The organism is Dokdonella fugitiva (assembly GCF_014138265.1).
Taxonomy (GTDB): Bacteria; Pseudomonadota; Gammaproteobacteria; order Xanthomonadales; family Rhodanobacteraceae; genus Dokdonella_A; species Dokdonella_A fugitiva_A.
In genome coordinates this window covers 161584-179163 of the sequence record NZ_JACGXL010000003.1, presented here as the reverse complement: position 1 = coordinate 179163, position 17580 = coordinate 161584, and the positions used below count along the sequence as shown (strand labels likewise).

General features: G+C 69.2%; 18 protein-coding genes and 1 tRNA gene. 10 read left to right on the top strand and 9 right to left on the bottom strand.

All coding sequences use genetic code 11. The features are described from left to right. Positions 1-43: 43 nt before the first annotated feature. Together phoB and FHW12_RS11190 are read right to left on the bottom strand one after the other, a co-directional pair. Positions 44-733: a phosphate regulon transcriptional regulator PhoB gene (gene phoB / locus FHW12_RS11195; RefSeq protein ID WP_182531117.1), complete on the bottom strand. Its 690-nt coding sequence runs from the start codon at positions 731-733 to the stop codon at positions 44-46. Between the two features lie 239 nt (positions 734-972). Further along, positions 973-2727: a beta-barrel assembly-enhancing protease gene (locus FHW12_RS11190; protein WP_259393011.1), complete on the bottom strand. Its 1755-nt coding sequence runs from the start codon at positions 2725-2727 to the stop codon at positions 973-975. 190 nt (positions 2728-2917) lie between these two features. Between FHW12_RS11190 and grxC the strand changes: the two genes are divergently transcribed. Together grxC and FHW12_RS11180 are read left to right on the top strand one after the other, a co-directional pair. Continuing rightward, positions 2918-3181: a glutaredoxin 3 gene (gene grxC / locus FHW12_RS11185; protein ID WP_182531115.1), complete on the top strand. Its 264-nt coding sequence runs from the start codon at positions 2918-2920 to the stop codon at positions 3179-3181. Then, the gene (locus tag FHW12_RS11180) at positions 3178-3552 is read left to right on the top strand and encodes a carboxymuconolactone decarboxylase family protein (protein ID WP_182531114.1); all 375 of its coding nucleotides are present in this window, start codon (positions 3178-3180) and stop codon (positions 3550-3552) included. The genes grxC and FHW12_RS11180 overlap by 4 nt, the downstream gene beginning before the upstream one ends. Here the strand turns inward: FHW12_RS11180 and FHW12_RS11175 are convergent. Next, the gene (locus FHW12_RS11175; protein WP_182531113.1) at positions 3541-4608 is read right to left on the bottom strand and encodes a hypothetical protein; all 1068 of its coding nucleotides are present in this window, start codon (positions 4606-4608) and stop codon (positions 3541-3543) included. The two genes, FHW12_RS11180 and FHW12_RS11175, sit on opposite strands and share 12 nt — an antisense overlap. Positions 4609-4852: 244 nt before the next feature. On the opposite strand from FHW12_RS11175, the gene FHW12_RS11170 reads away from it, so the two are divergent. Beyond that, the gene (locus FHW12_RS11170) at positions 4853-5863 is read left to right on the top strand and encodes an isocitrate dehydrogenase (RefSeq protein WP_182531112.1); all 1011 of its coding nucleotides are present in this window, start codon (positions 4853-4855) and stop codon (positions 5861-5863) included. Positions 5864-5884: 21 nt separating this feature from the next. On the opposite strand, the gene thiD is transcribed toward FHW12_RS11170, so the two are convergent. After that, positions 5885-6685: a bifunctional hydroxymethylpyrimidine kinase/phosphomethylpyrimidine kinase gene (gene thiD, locus FHW12_RS11165; RefSeq protein ID WP_182531111.1), complete on the bottom strand. Its 801-nt coding sequence runs from the start codon at positions 6683-6685 to the stop codon at positions 5885-5887. Between the two features lie 267 nt (positions 6686-6952). Between thiD and FHW12_RS11160 the strand changes: the two genes are divergently transcribed. Beyond that, on the top strand, positions 6953-8062 hold the full coding sequence (locus FHW12_RS11160; RefSeq protein ID WP_182531110.1) for a hypothetical protein: 1110 nt from the start codon (positions 6953-6955) through the stop codon (positions 8060-8062). Positions 8063-8368: 306 nt separating this feature from the next. Here FHW12_RS11160 and FHW12_RS11155 read toward each other — a convergent pair whose 3' ends face one another. The 3 genes from FHW12_RS11155 to FHW12_RS11145 form a co-directional block, all read right to left on the bottom strand. Beyond that, positions 8369-9769 (bottom strand): PhoH family protein, encoded by a 1401-nt coding sequence (locus FHW12_RS11155; protein WP_182531109.1) that lies wholly within the window; start codon positions 9767-9769, stop codon positions 8369-8371. A gap of 205 nt (positions 9770-9974) precedes the next feature. Next, positions 9975-10436, bottom strand: coding sequence for a peroxiredoxin (locus FHW12_RS11150; RefSeq protein WP_182531108.1), 462 nt, complete (start codon positions 10434-10436; stop codon positions 9975-9977). 2 nt (positions 10437-10438) lie between these two features. Beyond that, entirely contained in the window at positions 10439-11029 is a 591-nt protein-coding gene (locus tag FHW12_RS11145) for a glycine cleavage system protein R (protein WP_182531107.1), read from the bottom strand. 192 nt (positions 11030-11221) lie between these two features. On the opposite strand from FHW12_RS11145, the gene dapA reads away from it, so the two are divergent. Both dapA and FHW12_RS11135 read left to right on the top strand, forming a co-directional pair. Continuing rightward, positions 11222-12124, top strand: coding sequence for a 4-hydroxy-tetrahydrodipicolinate synthase (dapA, locus tag FHW12_RS11140; RefSeq protein ID WP_182531106.1), 903 nt, complete (start codon positions 11222-11224; stop codon positions 12122-12124). A 54-nt stretch (positions 12125-12178) separates the two neighbouring features. Beyond that, positions 12179-12802, top strand: coding sequence for a hypothetical protein (locus FHW12_RS11135; protein ID WP_182531105.1), 624 nt, complete (start codon positions 12179-12181; stop codon positions 12800-12802). Positions 12803-12868: 66 nt separating this feature from the next. Here the strand turns inward: FHW12_RS11135 and fdxA are convergent, their stop codons facing one another. Together fdxA and FHW12_RS11125 are read right to left on the bottom strand one after the other, a co-directional pair. Next, positions 12869-13192: a ferredoxin FdxA gene (gene fdxA / locus FHW12_RS11130; protein WP_182531104.1), complete on the bottom strand. Its 324-nt coding sequence runs from the start codon at positions 13190-13192 to the stop codon at positions 12869-12871. A gap of 440 nt (positions 13193-13632) precedes the next feature. Beyond that, positions 13633-13708, bottom strand: a tRNA-Glu gene (locus FHW12_RS11125). 74 nt (positions 13709-13782) lie between these two features. On the opposite strand from FHW12_RS11125, the gene pcnB reads away from it, so the two are divergent. The 4 genes from pcnB (at position 13783) to panC (ending at position 17423) form a co-directional block, all read left to right on the top strand. Then, positions 13783-15156 carry a polynucleotide adenylyltransferase PcnB gene (gene pcnB, locus FHW12_RS11120; RefSeq protein ID WP_182531103.1) on the top strand — a complete coding sequence of 458 codons (1374 nt, stop codon included), beginning with the start codon at positions 13783-13785 and terminating at the stop codon, positions 15154-15156. Beyond that, positions 15149-15649, top strand: coding sequence for a 2-amino-4-hydroxy-6-hydroxymethyldihydropteridine diphosphokinase (gene folK, locus FHW12_RS11115; RefSeq protein ID WP_182531102.1), 501 nt, complete (start codon positions 15149-15151; stop codon positions 15647-15649). The genes pcnB and folK overlap by 8 nt, the downstream gene beginning before the upstream one ends. A gap of 104 nt (positions 15650-15753) precedes the next feature. Beyond that, on the top strand, positions 15754-16569 hold the full coding sequence (gene panB / locus FHW12_RS11110) for a 3-methyl-2-oxobutanoate hydroxymethyltransferase (protein WP_182531101.1): 816 nt from the start codon (positions 15754-15756) through the stop codon (positions 16567-16569). Further along, positions 16569-17423, top strand: coding sequence for a pantoate--beta-alanine ligase (gene panC / locus FHW12_RS11105; protein ID WP_182531100.1), 855 nt, complete (start codon positions 16569-16571; stop codon positions 17421-17423). Before panB ends, panC begins: the two co-directional genes overlap by 1 nt. The last annotated feature ends 157 nt before the right edge of the window (positions 17424-17580 follow it).

Below are 17580 nucleotides of genomic sequence, written 5' to 3'. Positions count from 1 at the left end.
CGGCGCGACGTAGGCGGTATCGGCGTCCGCATGAGCGCGGCGATCAGACGCTGGTCGAGAAGCGATAGCCGGCGCCGCGCACGGTCTGCACGAGTTCGTCCTTGCCGAACGGCTCGAGCGTCTTGCGCAGGCGGCGGATGTGCACGTCGACGGTGCGTTCCTCGACGTAGACGCCGCCGCCCCAGACGTGGTCGAGCAGCTGGCTGCGCGTGTAGACGCGCTCGGCATGCGTCATGAAGAAGTGCAGCAGGCGGTATTCGGTCGGGCCGATGTGCACGGGCTGTTCGCCGCAGAATACGCGGTGCGCGGCGCTGTCGATGCGCAGGCCGCCGAGTTCGACCACGCCTTCGGCGTCCTCGCCGTGCGTGCGGCGCATCACGGCGCGGATGCGCGCGAGCAGTTCGCGCGTGGAGAACGGCTTGACGACGTAGTCGTCGACGCCGGCGTCGAGGCCGCCGACGCGGTCGGTTTCCTCGCCGCGCGCGGTGAGCATGATGATCGGCACCTCGCGCGTGAGCTCGTCCTTGCGCAGGCGACGCGCGAGGTCGATGCCGCTCATGCCGGGCAGCATCCAGTCGAGCAGGATGAGATCCGGCACGCGCTCGCCGATCGCGGTCTGCGCCGCGCGCGCATCCGGCGCGTGCATCGCTTCCATGCCCGCCTTGCGCAGGGCGAACGCGACCATGTCGCGGATCGCGGTTTCGTCTTCGACGATCAGGATGTGTTTTTGCACGACTTCACCGCGCGCAGCGCCGTCGGGGCGCTTTATGACGTCATCATTGCAACTTCATTTTGTTACGCGGGAATGACATCGCGCGAAGGGCCTTCCCTCGGGCGGTGCCGGTCCCGCCGTGTCGTGCGGCAACCGGCATCGGGCCCGGTCGCCGCATTTTGATGAAAAGCATTCTACATCAATTAGATACGGCGTTGACGATGTCGAGGGGCGTGGCTTGCGGAGAAGCTCGTCGAATATCACGGATTTGTGACAGTGCCGCCGTGCGCGCGGCAGCAGGACAGGCCGGTCGCGGTCAGCGAGCCGGGTTCGCTCGGCGAGGAGCGCTTGCGCAGGGCGAGCACGGCCGGCGTGAGTTCGGCGATGCGCGCGTCGATGCGGCTGCGCTGGTAGTAGCTGAGATCGGCCTGCTTCGACAGCGCCTTGAGCTGATTCAGTGCGTCTTCGGCGTGGCCGCTGAGCCAGGCGGCTTCCGCGTACGCCTCGCTCGCGCGCACCTTGTCGCCGGCGAGTTCGTTGGCGCGCGCGAACGCGCGCTGCAGCTCGGGATCGTCCGCGCTGCGCTCGACCAGCGGGCGCAGCAGATCGAGGGCGATGCGTGCATTCTTCGCGTCGGCGCGCGCGACGAGCGCGTCGCTGTAGGCGAGTGTGATCGCGCGATTGCCGGGGAAGTCGCGATGCAGCTGCGCGAACGTCGCGAGCGCCTCGTCCCTTCGCCCGGCCTGGTCCTGCGCGTTGGCGAGGGCGAGGCGCAGCACCGGCGAGTCGGACTGGCGCGCGAGGAGCGGGCGCAACTGCTCGATCGCCGTGGCCGCCTCGCGGTTTGCGATCAGCGCGAGCGCGTAGCCGTAGCGGTTGGCCACGCTGTCGAAGGCAGGATCGTCGCGCAGGTTGTTGGCGTAGTACGAGCGCACCGCGGTCGGCGACTTGGCGATCTGCACGCGCATGCGCTCGCGCATGAGCTCGAAATACGCCTGCACCGCCTTGCCGCGCGGTGCGCAGGCGGCGACCGTCACGCGCGGCAGCGCCTTGCCTTCGCCATGCTCGGCGACGGTCACCGTCGCCGCGTCGCTCGCCGCGATCGCGCTCGCTTCGTCGACCGGCCCGCTGCTGGCGTCGGCGTCGAGGCGACGTGACGAAAGGGTGAGGTCGAGGCCGCCGCCGCCGGCATCACTCGCGGGCGCGCCGCGCACATGCGTCGTCTTGGGGCAGCCGAGCTGCTCCGCGCGCGATTTCGCGTCGGCGATGCGCTTGGTATCGAGCGGATGGTCGAGCAGGAACTCGGGGATGTCGATGCCATTCACGCGCATGACCTTCTGCAAGGTCTGGAACGCGCCGGCCATCGCCATCGGGTCGAAACCCGCGCGCGCGAGCGTCTGGATGCCGACGCGGTCGGCTTCCGCCTCGTCACCGCGCGTGAAGTTGATCTGCCGCTGCTGGATCAGCGAGGTGCCCGTCATCATCGCCGCCGCCGCCGCGTCGTCGGTGCGGTGCGCGCTGGCGATCATGACGCCGAGCATGCCGAGCATGATCGGGATCGACATCTTCTTCTGGTCCTCGAACGCGCGCAGGATGTGCTGTTGCTCGACGTGCGAGATCTCGTGCGCGAGCACGCCGGCGAGTTCGTCCTCGGTGTCCATCGCGGTGATCAGGCCCGCGTTGGTCGCGACGTAGCCGCCCGGCGCAGCGAACGCGTTGATCTGGTCGTCGCGCACGATGAAGAACGTGAAGCCCGGATCCGGGTGATCGCTCGACGCGACCAGGCGATAGCCGAGCGCGTTGATGTAGTCGACCAGCAGCGGGTCGTCGACGACGAGGTCGTACGCGCGCATTTCCTGCAGCATGCCGGCGCCGTACTCGCGCAGCTCCTGTGGCGTGGCGAGGCTCGCCGCGGAGCTGCCGATGTCGGGCAGTTTCACGTCGGGTTCGCGCGCCCCTGCGAGCACGCTGAGGCAGGCGACGGCGAGGGCGGAGAGGGTGGGGACCAGACGCATGGGGGAACCGCGAGGGGATCGTTGCTGCGACCACATTAGCGCGCGCATGTTCCCGTCGCCACCGCCGCCGCGCCGGCCGCCGCCGCGACGACGCCGACACTCAGGCGGCATTCATGCCACGGCCCCCGCCACCCTTGCAAGCGGACGCCATGCGCCCCAATCTTGCGCCGGGTTTACGGACGCGTGCGGCATGAACCGAGTCGAGATCTACACCACCGCCATCTGCCCCTACTGCGTGGCGGCCAAGCAGTTCCTGAAGCAGCGCGGGCTGCCCTACGAGGAGGTCCGCGTGGACATGGAGCCGTCGCGGCGCGAGGAGATGCTCACGCGCAGCGCGGGGCGGCGCACCGTGCCGCAGATCTTCGTCAACGGCGAACACGTCGGCGGCTTCGACGACCTCGTTGCCGCGGAACGTTCCGGGCGGCTGCGCGAACTGACGGAGGCCGACGCATGAGTGATCGCATCCGCGATTTCACCCAGTTCCGCCAGCGCATGAACGAGCGCATCCTGGGCCAGGACAATCAGGTGATCCGCCGCTTCTTCGCGCTCGATACGCAGACCTACAAGGCCGGCGCGCTCGACGTGAAGACCAAGGAGATGCTCGGCCTCGTTGCGTCGCTGGTGCTGCGCTGCGACGACTGCATCAGCTATCACGTCGCGCAATGCCTCGAGGCTGGCGTCGACGAGGACGAGTTCTTCGAGGTGTTCAGCGTCGGCCTCGTCGTCGGCGGTTCGATCGTGATCCCGCACCTGCGTCGCGCGGTCGATTTCCTCGACCAGATGACCGCGAAGGGATCCGCCGGCGGCGACGCCTCAGGGGCGTGAGACGCGCATCAGGCGTACGCGGGCGCCGTTCGCGTCGCGGCCGTCGAGGCGGTCGAGTCCGATCTGGTTGAACTCGGCGATCGGCGACGCGCCGTTCGACAGGGTGCACAGGTCGGGTGTCGATGCGGCCGCGTTCGCGCGGCATTCGAGCGTGGCACCGCCCGCATCGTAGAAGCGCAACGTGTCGGCGTCCTGCCGGGTCGGCGCGGCGAACTCGAACTCGCGCAGGCCCGTCGCGTCGTCGCCGACGAGCACCCAGCGCCCGTTCCAGTCGACACGTGCGTCGATCTTCGAGAAGGTCGAACGCGCGAGCGTGAACGCGCGTACCGCGATGTCGCGGCGATCGTCGCTGCGCACGAGCCAGGCGCGCGCGCGCGCCGGCGAAATGAATTCGAGTTCCAGGCGCAGGCCGTCGATCGCGCTCGGGCGGCTCCCGGTCGGCGAGAACAGCGGATCACCGTTGCGCAATTCGAGCAGCGGCACGACCGCGATGCGGCCTTGCTGGCGCGCACTGCCGAAGTACCAGAGCGGGCTGCCGGTATCACCGAAGCCGAACACGCTCACGGCGAGCTGGTCGCCCTGTGCTTCCAGGCTCATGCCGGTGCTGCGCGAAGCAGGCCCCGTCTCCACCGCGCCTTCCGACCACCAGAAGCCGTTCTCCGGTTGCACGGCGTTCGTCGCGATCGCGTTCGGGTCGGCGTTCGCATCGAGCACGCGGAACGCGACGAGGCCGGGCGTGTCGCCGGCATCGGAGAACACGCTGACGCGATAGACGTTGCCGAACGCCATCGCGGCACCCGCGGCGGCGGGATCGACGTGCAACACGTAGGCGGAGGCATGATTCGCCCAGCAACCGGTCTTAGGGCTGTGCAGCGTGACGGCGATGTCCTGCCGATCGATCGTCACATGGTCGACCGACGGCTTGCAGTTGGCCGGCGCCTGGCCGAGGATGCCGATCTGGAGGTGCGGCCTGCCGTCCTTCACCGACGATTCCACGCGCACGCCGAGCGCGCCGGCCGTTCCCGCCGCGCCGAGGCCGAGCGAAAGCAGAGCCACGCGCGCAGCGAGCCACGACGCGGGGAAGCGCTTTCTTGTGCGGTGCAGGGGCATTCGCGGATAATGCGCGACTGCGCCGGTCGAGGCAAGCCTCGGACGCGGCGATCGTCTTGTCGCATAAGGTTTTTTCGCGCGGCGTCCTGTCGCCATTCCCACCTTGCCGGACCAGCGGCGGCCGCGTGGCCGCGTCGCGGCGGCGTGTCACGACCGGCGTGCCCCGGCGCGCCGCACGGAGTTTGACTCGATGAACAACACCATTGCTGTGATCCGCGGCGACGGCATCGGCCCGGAGATCATGGACGCGACCCTGCGCGTGCTCGATGCGATGAAGCTCGGCCTGCAGTACGACTTCGTCGAAGCCGGCCTCGCCGCGTACGAGAAGGATGGCGAACTGCTGCCGCAGGCGACGCTCGACGCGATCGCCAAGCACCGCATCGCGCTGAAGAGCCCGCTTACGACGCCGGTCGGCGAAGGCTTCAGCTCGATCAACGTGCTGTTGCGCCGCAAGTTCGACCTCTACGCGAACGTACGCCCGGCGATTTCGTTCCCCAACACGCGGTCGCGTTTCCCCGAGAACGTCGACCTCATCACCGTGCGCGAGAACACCGAAGGCGCATACGCGGGCGAGGGCCAGCAGGTGTCCGAAGACGGCGCGACCGCGACGCTCGTGCAGAAGGTCACGCGCAAGGGTTCCGAGCGCATCGTGCGCTACGCGTTCGACCTCGCGCGGCGCAACGGCCGCAAGAAGGTCACCGTCGTGCACAAGGCGAACATCCTCAAGTCGACGTCCGGCCTGTTCCTCAAGGTCGCGCGCGAAGTCGCCGCGCAGTATCCGGACATCGCCTGCAACGAACTCATCGTCGACAACTGCTGCATGCAGCTGGTCATGAAGCCGGAGCAGTTCGACGTCATCGTCACGACGAACCTGTTCGGCGACATCATCTCCGACCTCTGCGCCGGCCTCGTCGGCGGCCTCGGCCTCGCGCCGGGCGCGAACATCGGCGCCGACGCCGCGATCTTCGAGGCCGTGCACGGCTCCGCCCCGGACATCGCCGGCAAGGGCATCGCCAATCCGTGCGCGCTGCTGCTCGGTGCCGCCCAGATGCTCGACCACCTCGCGCGCACCGACGAAGCCGACCGCCTGCGCCACGCGATCCGCGCGACGCTCGAAGCGCGCGACCGCGTCACGCCGGACCTCGGCGGCAGCGGCACCACGGCGACGTTCGCCGACGCGATCATCGAACGCCTCGGCTGATCCCTGCGCCGCCCGCGCCGGTCACGGCGCGGCCGCGAGATGATCGAGCACGAGCAGCGCGCCCTTGCCCGGGCGGTAGCCCGCGATGATCGCCTGCTGCACGAAATGGATGGCCGCTTCGACCGCGTCCTCGAGCGGTCGCCCGAGTGCGAGACCGGCCGCGACCGCGGCCGAGAGCGAACAGCCGGTGCCGTGGAATTCACCACGCCGCCGGCGCTGGTGGAACCAGTGCTCGCCGTCCGCGGTGAGCAGCAGGTCCGAAACCTCGCTGCCGCGCAGGTGCCCGCCCTTGAGCAGCACCGCGCGCGCGCCCGCGTCGCGCAGCGCGCGGGCCGCGCCCGGCATGGCGTCGCGCGATGCGATGCGGTGGCCGAGCAGTGCTTCCGCTTCGGGAATGTTCGGCGTCACGAGCGTCGCGAGCGGCAGCAACCGGCGACGCAGGCCTGCGACGAGCGCCTGCGTGCCGAGCCGTGCGCCGGTCGTCGCGACGAGCACCGGGTCGAGCACGACCGGCAGTCGTGGCCGCGTCGCCAGCACGCCGGCGACCGCCTGGGCGATCGCCGGCGTCGCGAGCATGCCGAGCTTGGCCGCGCCGACGCGGAAGTCGCCCAGCACCGCCTCGATCTGTGCACGCAGGAACGCGGTCGGCGCGGTATGGATCGCGTCCACGCCCCGGGTGTTCTGCGCGGTCAGGGCGGTGATCGCACTGGTGCCGTGCACGCCGAACGCGGCGAACGTACGCAGGTCGGCCTGGATGCCTGCACCGCCACCGGAGTCGGAGCCGGCGATGGTGAGGGCGGTCGGTACGTGGGGACTGGGCATGGACGCATTCGCTGTTGTGTTTTCGAGACGCCGGCGGAAGCCTCGACTGCGTCACAATGATGCGCCGAAAGCGCCGGTTTCATAATGGTTTACGGTGTAAACGCCGCCGTTCCGCGCTTGACAACTGTTGCGTTTTCGCAAACGATATCGCGGGGATTACACCACAACCTTTTCCACGATCGCAGCAGGGCGATGCAGCGCGCAACAGCTATCGCAGGGAGATGGATGGGAGCGCTGGGCACAGGGCTGGCGCTTCCATTTTTTTCGATGATCGCGCAGGCCGCTCCCCTCGAAGGGCGGTCGACGGACGAACTCGCCTCGCCTTCGGCGAGCAGTTCGGCGCTGACGCGCTGGCACGACTACGCGCTCGCGAGCATCACGCCGCAGTTCTCGTGGGCGTTGCAGCCGCAGGCGCTGGTCGCACCGGACGTGCTCGACAACTACTCCGGCGAAGTCGCACGCGCTCCGCTGTTCGAGGCGCGCGCGAAAGCACCTGCGCGCCTTTCGATTTCCGTCGCGACCGGCAACGTATCCGATACGCCGGCGGTGCTGCCCGCGATGCAGCCGCAGAACCTCACCGTGCCGTCGTCCGGTCTGCAGCGCACGGTGGTCGCGCCTTCGCTCGCGACGAACTGGGGCGAAACCGGCAGCCTGCGCCTGACCGGCGTGCTCGCCTACCAGCGCTTCGCGAGCTTCGGCCTCGGTACCACGACCGACGGCTGGCGCGCCCTGCCGAGCTGGCAGCGCGACAGTTCCTACGGTGCCGGTGCGCGCATCGACGTCGGCAACGTGATCGGCGAGCGCCTGCGCTGGACGTTCGGTTACCAGTCGCGCGTCGGCATGGATGCGTTCTCGAACTATCGCGGCGTGTTCGCCGATGCGGCGGATTTCGATATTCCCGCGAGCGCGCTGGCGACCCTCAGTTATTCGTTGACGCCGGATCTTTCGATCGATGCGGGCGTGCAGCGCGTGCAGTACAGCGCGATCAAGCCGTTCACGAGCTCGAACCTGCCGACGCGCTTCCTCGCGCTGCTCGGCGACAGTTCGAGCCCGGTGTTCGCCTGGCGCGACCTCGACGTCTACAGCCTCGGCTGGACCCTGCACGACGCGGATCTCGGCAACCTGCAGATGCGTTACACGACGCGCCAGCAGCCGGTGCCGACCTCGCGCCTGCTCGAGAACGCGCTTTCGTCCGCGACCGCGAAGGGCATGTACTCGCTCGCCTGGGCGCGTCCGTTCGGCGATGCCGCCAGCGTGAGCTTCTCCGCGAGCTATGCGACCTCGCCGTATTTCCTGCTCATGCCGACCTACGTTTCGCGCCAGGACGCGACGGCGGGCCGCTTCGAATTCGAGGCACTCTGGTCGACGCGCTTCTGAGCGCACGCAGTCCCGTCGTTCCGCCCGACGCCCGCATTCGCGCGCGTCGGGCTTTGGCGGGTGCGTCGCGCGGTTCGAAGGCAATGTCGAAGCGGCGACCCGCTGCGGCCCGCCTTGTCAAAGGGAGGGGCACTCGATGGTGGGTGCGCTCGACGGTGCCAACGCGACGAACGTCGGCTTACCTTCGCGACCGACATCGACGACGCGATCTTGCGCGACGGGTTCGAGCGTAGTGCAGTCCGCGCCGCGGAACGCCTCGCGTCGATCGACGCGAGGCGCGTGATCCGGAAACCGTTCCGCGACTCCTCAGAGCACCTCTGACGCGTAGTCCGCGAGGCGCGAGCGCTCGCCGCGGCGCAGCGTGATGTGCGCGCTGTGCTCCCAGTCCTTGAAGCGGTCGACCGCGTAGGTGAGGCCCGACGTCGTCTCGGTGAGGTACGGCGTGTCGATCTGCTCGACGTTGCCGAGGCAGATGATCTTGCTGCCCGGACCCGCGCGGGTGATGAGCGTCTTCATCTGCTTCGGCGTGAGGTTCTGCGCCTCGTCGATGATCACGTAGCGGCTGAGGAAGGTACGGCCGCGCATGAAGTTCATCGAGCGGATCTTGATGCGCGAGGCGAGCAGGTCGTTGGTCGCCGCGCGGCCCCATGCGCCGCCTTCCTGCGGATTGGTCAGCACTTCGAGGTTGTCCGTGAGCGCGCCCATCCACGGCGTCATCTTCTCTTCCTCGGTACCGGGCAGGAAGCCGATGTCCTCGCCGACCGAGACGGTCGCGCGCGTCATGATGATCTCGCGGTAGCGCTGCTGGTCCATGACCTGGGCGAGGCCGGCGGCGAGCGCGAGCAGGGTCTTGCCGGTGCCCGCGGTGCCGAGCAGGGTGACGAAGTCGATTTCCGGATCCATCAGCGCATTGAGCGCGAAGTTCTGCTCGCGGTTGCGCGCCTGGATGCCCCACACCGAATGCGACGCGCCGATGCGGTAGTCGTCGACGATCTGCAGCACTGCCTTCTGGCCTTCCAGGCGCAGCACGCGCAGTTCGACCTCGTCCTCGCCGGGCAGGAACAGGTTCTGGTTCGGATGCCAGTCCTCGTCCTTGCGTCGCTTCACTTCGTAGAACGTGCGGCCGCGTTCCGACCACGAGCGCAGTTCGCCGTGGCGGTCCCAGAAGTTCTCCGGCAATTCGGCGAGGCCGTTGTAGAGCAGGCTGAAGTCGTCGAGCGCGCGGTCGTTCTCGTAGTCCTCCGCGGTGATGCCGTAGATCTTCGCCTTGATGCGCAGGTTGATGTCCTTCGACACCAGCACGACCGGTTCGCGCGGGCGCGCCTCGCGCAGGCCGACGACCGCGGCGAGGATGAGGTTGTCGGGCATCGTGCGCGTCGAGCGCTTGTCGACCGCGACGTGCGCGTTGGTCTGGAAGTACAGGCGACCGGCCTTCGGCTTGCGATCGAGCTGCAAGCCCTGCGGCAGGCGCAGCTCGACGCCGTCCTCGATCGGGTGGCCGTTGCCGGCGACCATCAGCTCGTTGAGGAAGCGGCTGACCTGGCGCGCGTTGCGCGATGTCTCCGAGGTGCCTTTCTTCGCGGCATCCAGTTCCTCGAGCACCGTCATCGGGATGAACACGTCGTGTTCCTCGAAGCGGAACAGCGACGTCGGGTCATGCATGAGCACGTTGGTGTCGAGTACGTAGATGCGCTTGCCTCGAGTCATGCGGGAGCCTCGTGCGGGAAGTAAGGGCCGCGCACGCGCAGGCACGCGCGCGGTTCGTGCGGGAACGTCGGAGACGGCGCGCGGCGCGATCCGGACGGATCGCGGCGGGGGCGTCGGTGCGGAGGTCGGCTCGCCGATTCGAACATCCGCCGGCGGGGCGGACTCTCGAAGTTCCCGGTCGGGATATAGCAGGGCGAGATGACGGTCACAGCTGGGTGGCGCGCTCCAGTACGGCGGCGGCGTGGCCGGGCACGCGCACGTTGCGCCACTCCGCGACCAGCGTGCCTTCGGCGTCGACGAGGAAGGTGCTGCGGATGACGCCGACGAACTTGCGCCCGTACAGCGTCTTCTCGCCGAGCACGCCGAACGCGTTGCACCAGGCCTCGTCGGTGTCGGCGACGAGCGGGAACGGCAACGCGTGCTTCTGGCGGAACTTCGCGTGCGAGGCGGTGGAATCGCGCGACACGCCGACGATCTCGCAGCCGGCCTTGCGGAACTGCTTGTAGAGGTCGCGGAAGCCGTGCGCCTCGTTGGTGCAGCCGGGTGTGTTGTCCTTCGGGTAGAAGTACACGGCCACGGCCTGGCCACGCAGGTCGGCGAGGGCGAGCGTGCTGCCGTCGTGCAGGACGCCCTTGAGTTTCGGAACTTTCTTGCCGATGTCGGGCATGGTCAGAACTTCATCGGGTCCATGATCGCGTCGAGGTTGAGGCCGTCGCAGAACTCGAGGAAATCGTCGCGCAGCGCGGCGATGTGCATCGTGTTCGGGATGCCGATGGTGATCTGCGCCGAGAACATGTCCGCGCCGGTCTGCATCGCGCGGTAGCGCGTCGAATGCAGTTGCTCGATCGTGATGTTCTGGCGTTCGAAGAATTCGGCGAGCTGGAACAGCACGCCGGTCTTGTCGGCGGCGACCACCTCGACCACGTACGGCAGCAGGTTCGCCTGCGGCTGGCGCGCGCTCGTGCGGAAATGGGCCAGGCGCAGCTCGCCGTCGCGGTCGAGCCGGGCGAGCGCGTTCTCGAGCTTGGCGATCGCGTCCCATGCGCCCTGCGCGAGCGCGAGCACGCTGAGTTCGTTGCCGAGCGTGGAGACGCGCGCTTCGGCGAGGTTGCAGCCGCATTCGGAGATGCGCTTGCTGAGAGCGACGAGCGGCGAATGCGCGGGAGTACCGAAGGCGCTGATGAGGAGGTAGTTCTCGTTCGAAGCGGGTCGCGTGGCGTCGCCCGGGGCCTGCCTTCCTGCCTGCTTCACGGTTCCCATGTCCTGCCCGCCGCACCGGCCGGAGATGCGCTCCGCCGCAGAATACTTGCGCACCCCGGGGGTCGCAAGCGGACGCGGCGCGCCAGCCGCGCGTGCCCCGTGAATGCCCGGAATTGCCCGCGCCCGCGCATGGACTTGCGCGAAGCTTCCCTCGTACCATCGAGCGATTCCGATCCGCAGGCAGGTTCCGGCGTGGCTCTTTCAGGCAGCATCTGCGCACTCGCGACGCCGTTCCGGGCGGGCGACGGCGCGCTCGATCTCGACGCGTACGGTCGACTCGTCGACCAGCAGCTCGCCGGCGGCACGCGTGCGCTCGTCGTCGCCGGTTCGACCGGCGAGGCCGCGGCGCTCGACGACGAGGAGTATTCGCGCCTGATCGCATTCGCGGTCGCGCGCGTCGCCGGACGCGTGCCCGTGCTGGCGGGCAGCGGCCTGTCCTCGACCCACAAGACGATTGCGCAGACGCAGCGCGCCGCCGACGCGGGCGTCGACTATGCGCTCGTCGTCGCGCCCGCCTATGTGCGGCCGACGCAGGACGGCATGTTCCGCCACTTCAGCGAAGTGGCCGATCGCGCGCGCGTGCCGGTCGTGCTCTACAACGTGCCGAGCCGCACCGCGTGCGACCTGCGGCCCGAGACCGTCGCGCGCCTCGCCGGGCACGGCAACATCGCCGGCATCAAGGAAGCCGTCGGCGACGCGGCGCGTATGCGCGAACTGCTCGCGTTGCGCACACCGTCGTTCAGCATCCTGTCGGGCGACGACCCGACCTGCGCCCGCGCGCAGCTGGCCGGTGCCGATGGCGTGATCTCGGTCGCCGCGAACGTCGCACCGGCGCTGTTCGCGGCGATGTGCGCGGCCTGTGCGCGCGGCGACGAGGCGGTCGCGGGCGAGCTGGATCGCCGCCTGCAGCCGCTCTACGACGCGCTAGGACTCGAGCCGAATCCGATCCCTCTCAAGTGGTGCCTGTCGCGGCTCGGCCTCGGTTCGGCGACGCCGCGGCTCCCGCTGACCGAGCTTTCGGCGGCCTTGCGGGCGGACGCCGATCGCGTCCTGGCTGAACTGGGACTGGTCGAGGCCGCCCCCGCAGTCGGGTAGACTAGGCGGATCACTGACGACGGGACGCTATCTGTGAGACGGAACATCTGTACGTTGCTGGCGGTGCTGGTTTCGGCGTCGCTGCTCGGCGGCTGCGGCTTCCTGCACCGTCATTTCGAGCGCAAGAACGACGAATACAAGACCGCGGTCGAGTCGCGACCGCTGGAAGTGCCGCCCGACCTCGACACGCCGAACAGCGCCGGCGCGCTGACCGTGCCCGCGGCGGGCGCGCGGGCGGCCACGCCGGCGCCAGGCGCTGCGCCGGCAAGCGCCGGTATCGATGCGGGCGCGACGGCGCCGCCGCCGGTCGTCGCGGGCGTTCCGGGCGCGCTGCTGAGCGGCAATGGCCTGACGGTTTCCGACGCGGTCGCGAACACGTGGTCGCGCGTCGGCCTCGCGCTCGAGCGCTCCGGCGCCGCGACGATCGTCAATCGCGACGAATCGGGCTACACCTACACGGTCGAGACGACCGGCACGACGACGACCAAGCCGGGCTGGTTCAAGCGCGCAATCACGCTCGGTCGTGCCGGCAACAAGACGACGGCGCGCGTGCAGCTGACCGTGCGGGTCGCGGCGGAAGGCTCGGGCAGCCGCGTCAGCGTCGAAGGCGCGGACGACGAAGCGTCGCGCGATGCCGCGCGCGCACTGCTGCAGACCCTGCGCGAGCGCCTCTCCTGAGCCTTGCGTGATCGCCGCCTGCCGGGCGCATGCCCGGCGGGAGCCGGGCTCGCAACGGAAGCCCGATCAGCGCTCGAGCAGCGGCAGCTTGCCCGGCTTGCCGTCCCATTCCTTCGCGTCGGCCGGCGCGTCCTTGCGTTCGGTGAGCACCGGCCACGCCTTCGCGAGTTCGGCATTGAGCGCGATGAAGCTTTCCTGGCCCGCCGGCACGTCGTCCTCGGGATATATTGCTTTCGCCGGGCACTCCGGTTCGCACAAGGTGCAGTCGATGCACTCCTCGGGGTCGATCACGAGGAAGTTCGGCCCTTCGTGGAAACAGTCGACCGGGCAGACCTCGACGCAGTCGGTGTACTTGCACTTGATGCAGTTCTCGATGACGACGAAAGGCATGGGAAGGTCGAATCCGTGGGCGAGACACGCATTGTAAGTGAGCGCGCCGCGGCGGTCATGCCTCGCACGGAACAGCCGTCGTCGTAGTCGTGGTTTCAGGAGCTGGGCGCACGGGTCCGTTGCGCGCGATCGCGTATCGCGCGGCCGAAAGCATCGCGGCCGAAGCTGCTCCTACAGGATGCGCAAGCGCAGGCGAAATACGAGCCCCCGAGTCGACTCACTCAAAGCGGCGGTCCTGAGGAGTGCGGCCATGGATGGCCGCTCTGGACCCGATGCCCGAAGACGCTGCCGACGGAGGGCGTTCGCTTCCGAGCCGCGACCAGGGATGATCGCAAAAAGGAACCATCATGGACGGCCGCTCTGGACTGGATCGTCGAAAACGCGGCAATGAGTCTGAGGCGTCTGGTCAGGCAGCGATCAAGGACGATCGCACAAGCAAATGGCGCTCCCTACGAGGTTCGAACTCGTGTTCCCGCCTTGAGAGGGCGGTGTCCTAGACCACTAGACGAAGGGAGCGTGTTGGGAATTGCCGAGCTGCGTAGTATAACGAATCGGTAACGTGCGGCAAACCACCGGAGCAGAAGCAGCGGATGACGTCGGAACGAATCGTACAGGAAGCGCCCATCCCCGGCTCGTTCCGCATCATCCCGCGCGCTGAGCACGCGATTTCGCGCAAGAGCATCTCGGCCGGCGCGCTGCGCGTGCTGTATCGCCTGCACGAGGCGGGACATCGCGCCTGCCTCGTCGGCGGCGCCGTGCGCGACCTGCTGCTCGGCGGCCACCCGAAGGATTTCGACATCGCCACCGACGCGACGCCGGAACAGGTGCGCGCGCTGTTCCGCAACTGCCGCCTGATAGGCCGGCGCTTCCGCCTCGCCCACGTCGTGTTCGGCCGCGAGATCGTCGAAGTGGCGACGTTCCGCGGCAGCAGCGACGACGGCAGCGGCGACCGCCACCTCGTCGACGGACGGCTCGTGCGCGACAACGTCTACGGCACGATCGAGGAGGACGCGGTGCGCCGCGACTTCACGGTCAACGCGCTCTATTACGACATCTCCGATTTCAGCGTGCTCGATTCGGTCGGTGGCATGGAGGACCTGCAGCATCGCGTGCTGCGCCTGATCGGCGATCCGGAGCAGCGCTACCGCGAGGATCCGGTGCGCATGCTGCGTGCCGCCCGCCTCGCCGCGAAGCTCGGGTTCACGATCGAACCGGCCACCGCCGCGCCGTTCGCCGCGCTCGGCTCGCTGCTCGCGGAAGCGCCGCCGGCGCGCCTGTTCGACGAATCGCTCAAGCTGTTCCTCAGCGGCCACGGCCTCGCGAGCTTCCGTTCGCTCGAACAGCACGGCCTGCTCGAGCACGTGTTCCCCGCGACCGCGCGCGTGCTCGCGCAGGGCGACGCGGCGGCGTTCCGCCGCCTGGTCGAGCAGACGCTCGCCAACACCGACGCCCGCGTGCGCGAAGACAAGCCGGTCACTCCCGCGTTCCTGTTCGCCGCGTTGCTGTGGGAGCCGGTGCGACGCGCGGCGCACGCGGCGATCGAAGGCGGTGCCGACGCCGGCGCGGCCTGGTCCCACGCGACCGAACGCGTGCTGCGCGAGCAGGCGCAGCGCGTCGCCGTGCCGCGGCGTTTCACGATCGCGGTCGAGGAAATCTGGGCGATGCAGCCGCGCTTCGCGCAGCGCACGAAGAAGCGCGCGTTCCGCCTGCTCGAGCACCCGCGTTTCCGCGCCGCCTACGATTTCCTCGTGCTGCGCGCCGACGAATCACCCGAACTCGCCGAGCTCGCCAGATGGTGGACCGAGGCGCAGCAGCTCGACCATAACCAGCTCGCCGAGCGCCTCGCCGCGGCGCCGCCGCCGGCGAGCAGCAGCGAAGCGCCCGCCGCGACGAAGCGCAAGCGTCCGCGCCGGCGCCGGCGCAAGAAGGCGGGTGTGGCCTCCGTCGTCGACGCCGGTGACTGAGGCGCGCGTCGCGCGTCGCGCCTTCGTCGGGCTCGGCAGCAATCTCGGCGATCCACGCCGCCAGGTCGAACGCGCATTCGATGAACTCGCCGCTCTCGCGTCAACCCACCTGGTGGCGCGCTCCCCGTCGTATCGCAGCGCGCCGTGGGGCGTGACCGAGCAGCCCGCGTTCGTCAATGCGGTCGCCGAACTCGATACGTACCTGCCGCCGCGCGAGCTTCTGCAGGCGCTGCTGGCGATCGAGCGGCGCTACGGGCGCGTCCGCGACGGCACGCGCTGGGGTCCGCGCACGCTCGACCTCGACCTGCTCGCCTGCGGCGACCTGCGTATCGACGAACCCGGCCTCGTGCTGCCGCACCCGCAGATCGCGCGACGCGCGTTCGTGCTCGTTCCGCTCGCGCAGGTCGCGCCCGACTTCGTCGTCGCCGGCGCGGGCCGGGTGCGTGACCTGCTCGCCGCCGTCGACGCCAGCGAGGTCGTGCGACTCGATTGAGCGCGGCGTGGCAGCCGGCTCTTGTGCGCAGGCTGCGCGGACGCATCTTCCGGTTCCGAAGCCGCCCGGATGATAATGCCCGGCCACACCCGCAGGCCCCGACGATGTACGCCAATACAGCGCCCGCCGTTCCGATCACCGTGCCGGATCTGCAAGCCCGCAAGCGACGCGGCGAGAAGATCGTGTCGATCACCGCCTACGACGCAGGCATCGCCACGCGCGCGGACGAGGCCGGCGTCGACCTCGTGCTCGTCGGCGATTCGCTCGGCATGGTCGTGCAGGGTCATGCGAGCACGTTGCCCGTGACGATGGACGCGATGGTCTATCACACCGCCTGCGTCGCGCGCGGCCTGCGCCGCCCGCTGCTCGTCGCCGACCTGCCGTTCATGAGCTACCGCAACGAAGAACTCGCGCTCGCCAACGCCGCGCGCCTGCTCGGCGAGGGTGGTGCCGCGATGGTCAAGCTCGAAGGGGCGGATTGGGTCTGCGCGATCATCCATGCGCTCAAGCGGCACGAAGTGCCGGTGTGCGCGCACCTCGGCCTCACGCCGCAGGCGGTGCATCGCTTAGGCGGCTACAAGGTGCAAGGGCGCGACGACGAGACGGCGGCGCGCCTGCGCGCCGATGCGCGCGCGGTGCAGGAGGCCGGCGCGGACCTGCTCGTGCTCGAGTGCGTGCCGGCCGCGCTCGCCGCCGAGATCACGCGCGATCTCGCGATCCCGACGATCGGCATCGGCGCCGGTGCCGACTGCGACGGCCAGGTGCTCGTCGTGCACGACCTGCTCGGCATCACGCCGGGCAAGCGCCCGCGTTTCAGCAAGGATTTCCTCCCCGGCACGAACTCCGTGCTCGGCGCGATCAGCGCCTATGCGGCCGCGGTGCGCAGCGGCGAGTTCCCTGCGGCGGAGCACAGCTACTGATGCGTACCTGCATTTGTGCGGCCGACCTGCGGGCCTTGCTCGCGCCGATGCGGCGCGAAGGGCGGCGCATCGGCTTCGTGCCTACGATGGGCAATCTGCACGCGGGACACTATTCGCTGCTCGCGATCGCGCGCGAGCATGCCGACGTCGTCGTCGCGAGCGTGTTCGTGAATCCGACCCAGTTCGGACCGAACGAGGATTTCGCGCGCTACCCTCGTACGCCCGACGCGGATGCGGCCGGGCTTGCCGCCCACGGCTGCGACGTGCTGTTCCTGCCGGGCGTGGAAGACCTGTATCCGTTCGGCGCTGCGCGCAGCGTGAAGGTCGGTGTACCCGAACTCCCTGACGTGCTCGAAGGCGCGATCCGGCCCGGGCATTTCGACGGCGTGGCGACGGTCGTCGCAAAACTTTTCAATCTGGTGCAGCCGCAGGCCGCGGTGTTCGGGCGCAAGGACTACCAGCAGCTGCTCGTGATCCGACGCATGGTGCGCGACCTCGGCTATCCGATCGACGTCGTCGGCGCACCGATCGTGCGCGAGGCGAACGGGCTCGCGATGAGTTCGCGCAACCAGTACCTCGATGCCGGCCAGCGCGAGCGCGCCGGCGCGATCCACGCGGTCCTGCAGCGCATGTGCGCAGCGGTGCGGGCAGGGCGTGTGGTCGCCGAGGTCGAGCGCGACGCCTCGGCCGACCTGGAGCGCTCCGGCTTGGCCCCCGACTACACGGTGGTGCGGCGAGCCGACGATCTCGCCGAGCCCTTGCCCGCGGACCGGCCGGACGACCTCGTCGCGCTCGTCGCCGCCCGGCTCGGGACGACCCGCCTCATCGACAACCAGGCCGTCGGCGCGGCGTAGCTTTTTCGTTGCGGGCTGTGGTATTCTCCCCACCGTCGTTAGGGGTTTCCGCAACACATCGCGGGCTCCGAGGACACGCAGGGCGCATTGTAGGTAATCGTCACTCCGATTAAGACCCTCGCAGCGGTTATCGCGCGAGGGTTTTTTTTGCCCATTG

Bases quoted from the DNA above. Each gene is read 5' to 3' on its own strand.
- pcnB (WP_182531103.1), top strand. From the start codon at position 13,783: ATGACGTCGGAACGAATCGTACAGGAAGCGCCCATCCCCGGCTCGTTC.
- FHW12_RS11180 (WP_182531114.1), top strand. From the start codon at position 3,178: ATGAGTGATCGCATCCGCGATTTCACCCAGTTCCGCCAGCGCATGAAC.
- thiD (WP_182531111.1), bottom strand. From the start codon at position 6,685: ATGCCCAGTCCCCACGTACCGACCGCCCTCACCATCGCCGGCTCCGAC.
- FHW12_RS11145 (WP_182531107.1), bottom strand. From the start codon at position 11,029: ATGGGAACCGTGAAGCAGGCAGGAAGGCAGGCCCCGGGCGACGCCACG.
- FHW12_RS11190 (WP_259393011.1), bottom strand. From the start codon at position 2,727: ATGCGTCTGGTCCCCACCCTCTCCGCCCTCGCCGTCGCCTGCCTCAGC.
- FHW12_RS11150 (WP_182531108.1), bottom strand. From the start codon at position 10,436: ATGCCCGACATCGGCAAGAAAGTTCCGAAACTCAAGGGCGTCCTGCAC.
- FHW12_RS11155 (WP_182531109.1), bottom strand. From the start codon at position 9,769: ATGACTCGAGGCAAGCGCATCTACGTACTCGACACCAACGTGCTCATG.
- FHW12_RS11160 (WP_182531110.1), top strand. From the start codon at position 6,953: ATGATCGCGCAGGCCGCTCCCCTCGAAGGGCGGTCGACGGACGAACTC.
- fdxA (WP_182531104.1), bottom strand. From the start codon at position 13,192: ATGCCTTTCGTCGTCATCGAGAACTGCATCAAGTGCAAGTACACCGAC.
- grxC (WP_182531115.1), top strand. From the start codon at position 2,918: ATGAACCGAGTCGAGATCTACACCACCGCCATCTGCCCCTACTGCGTG.
- panC (WP_182531100.1), top strand. From the start codon at position 16,569: ATGCGTACCTGCATTTGTGCGGCCGACCTGCGGGCCTTGCTCGCGCCG.
- panB (WP_182531101.1), top strand. From the start codon at position 15,754: ATGTACGCCAATACAGCGCCCGCCGTTCCGATCACCGTGCCGGATCTG.
- FHW12_RS11170 (WP_182531112.1), top strand. From the start codon at position 4,853: ATGAACAACACCATTGCTGTGATCCGCGGCGACGGCATCGGCCCGGAG.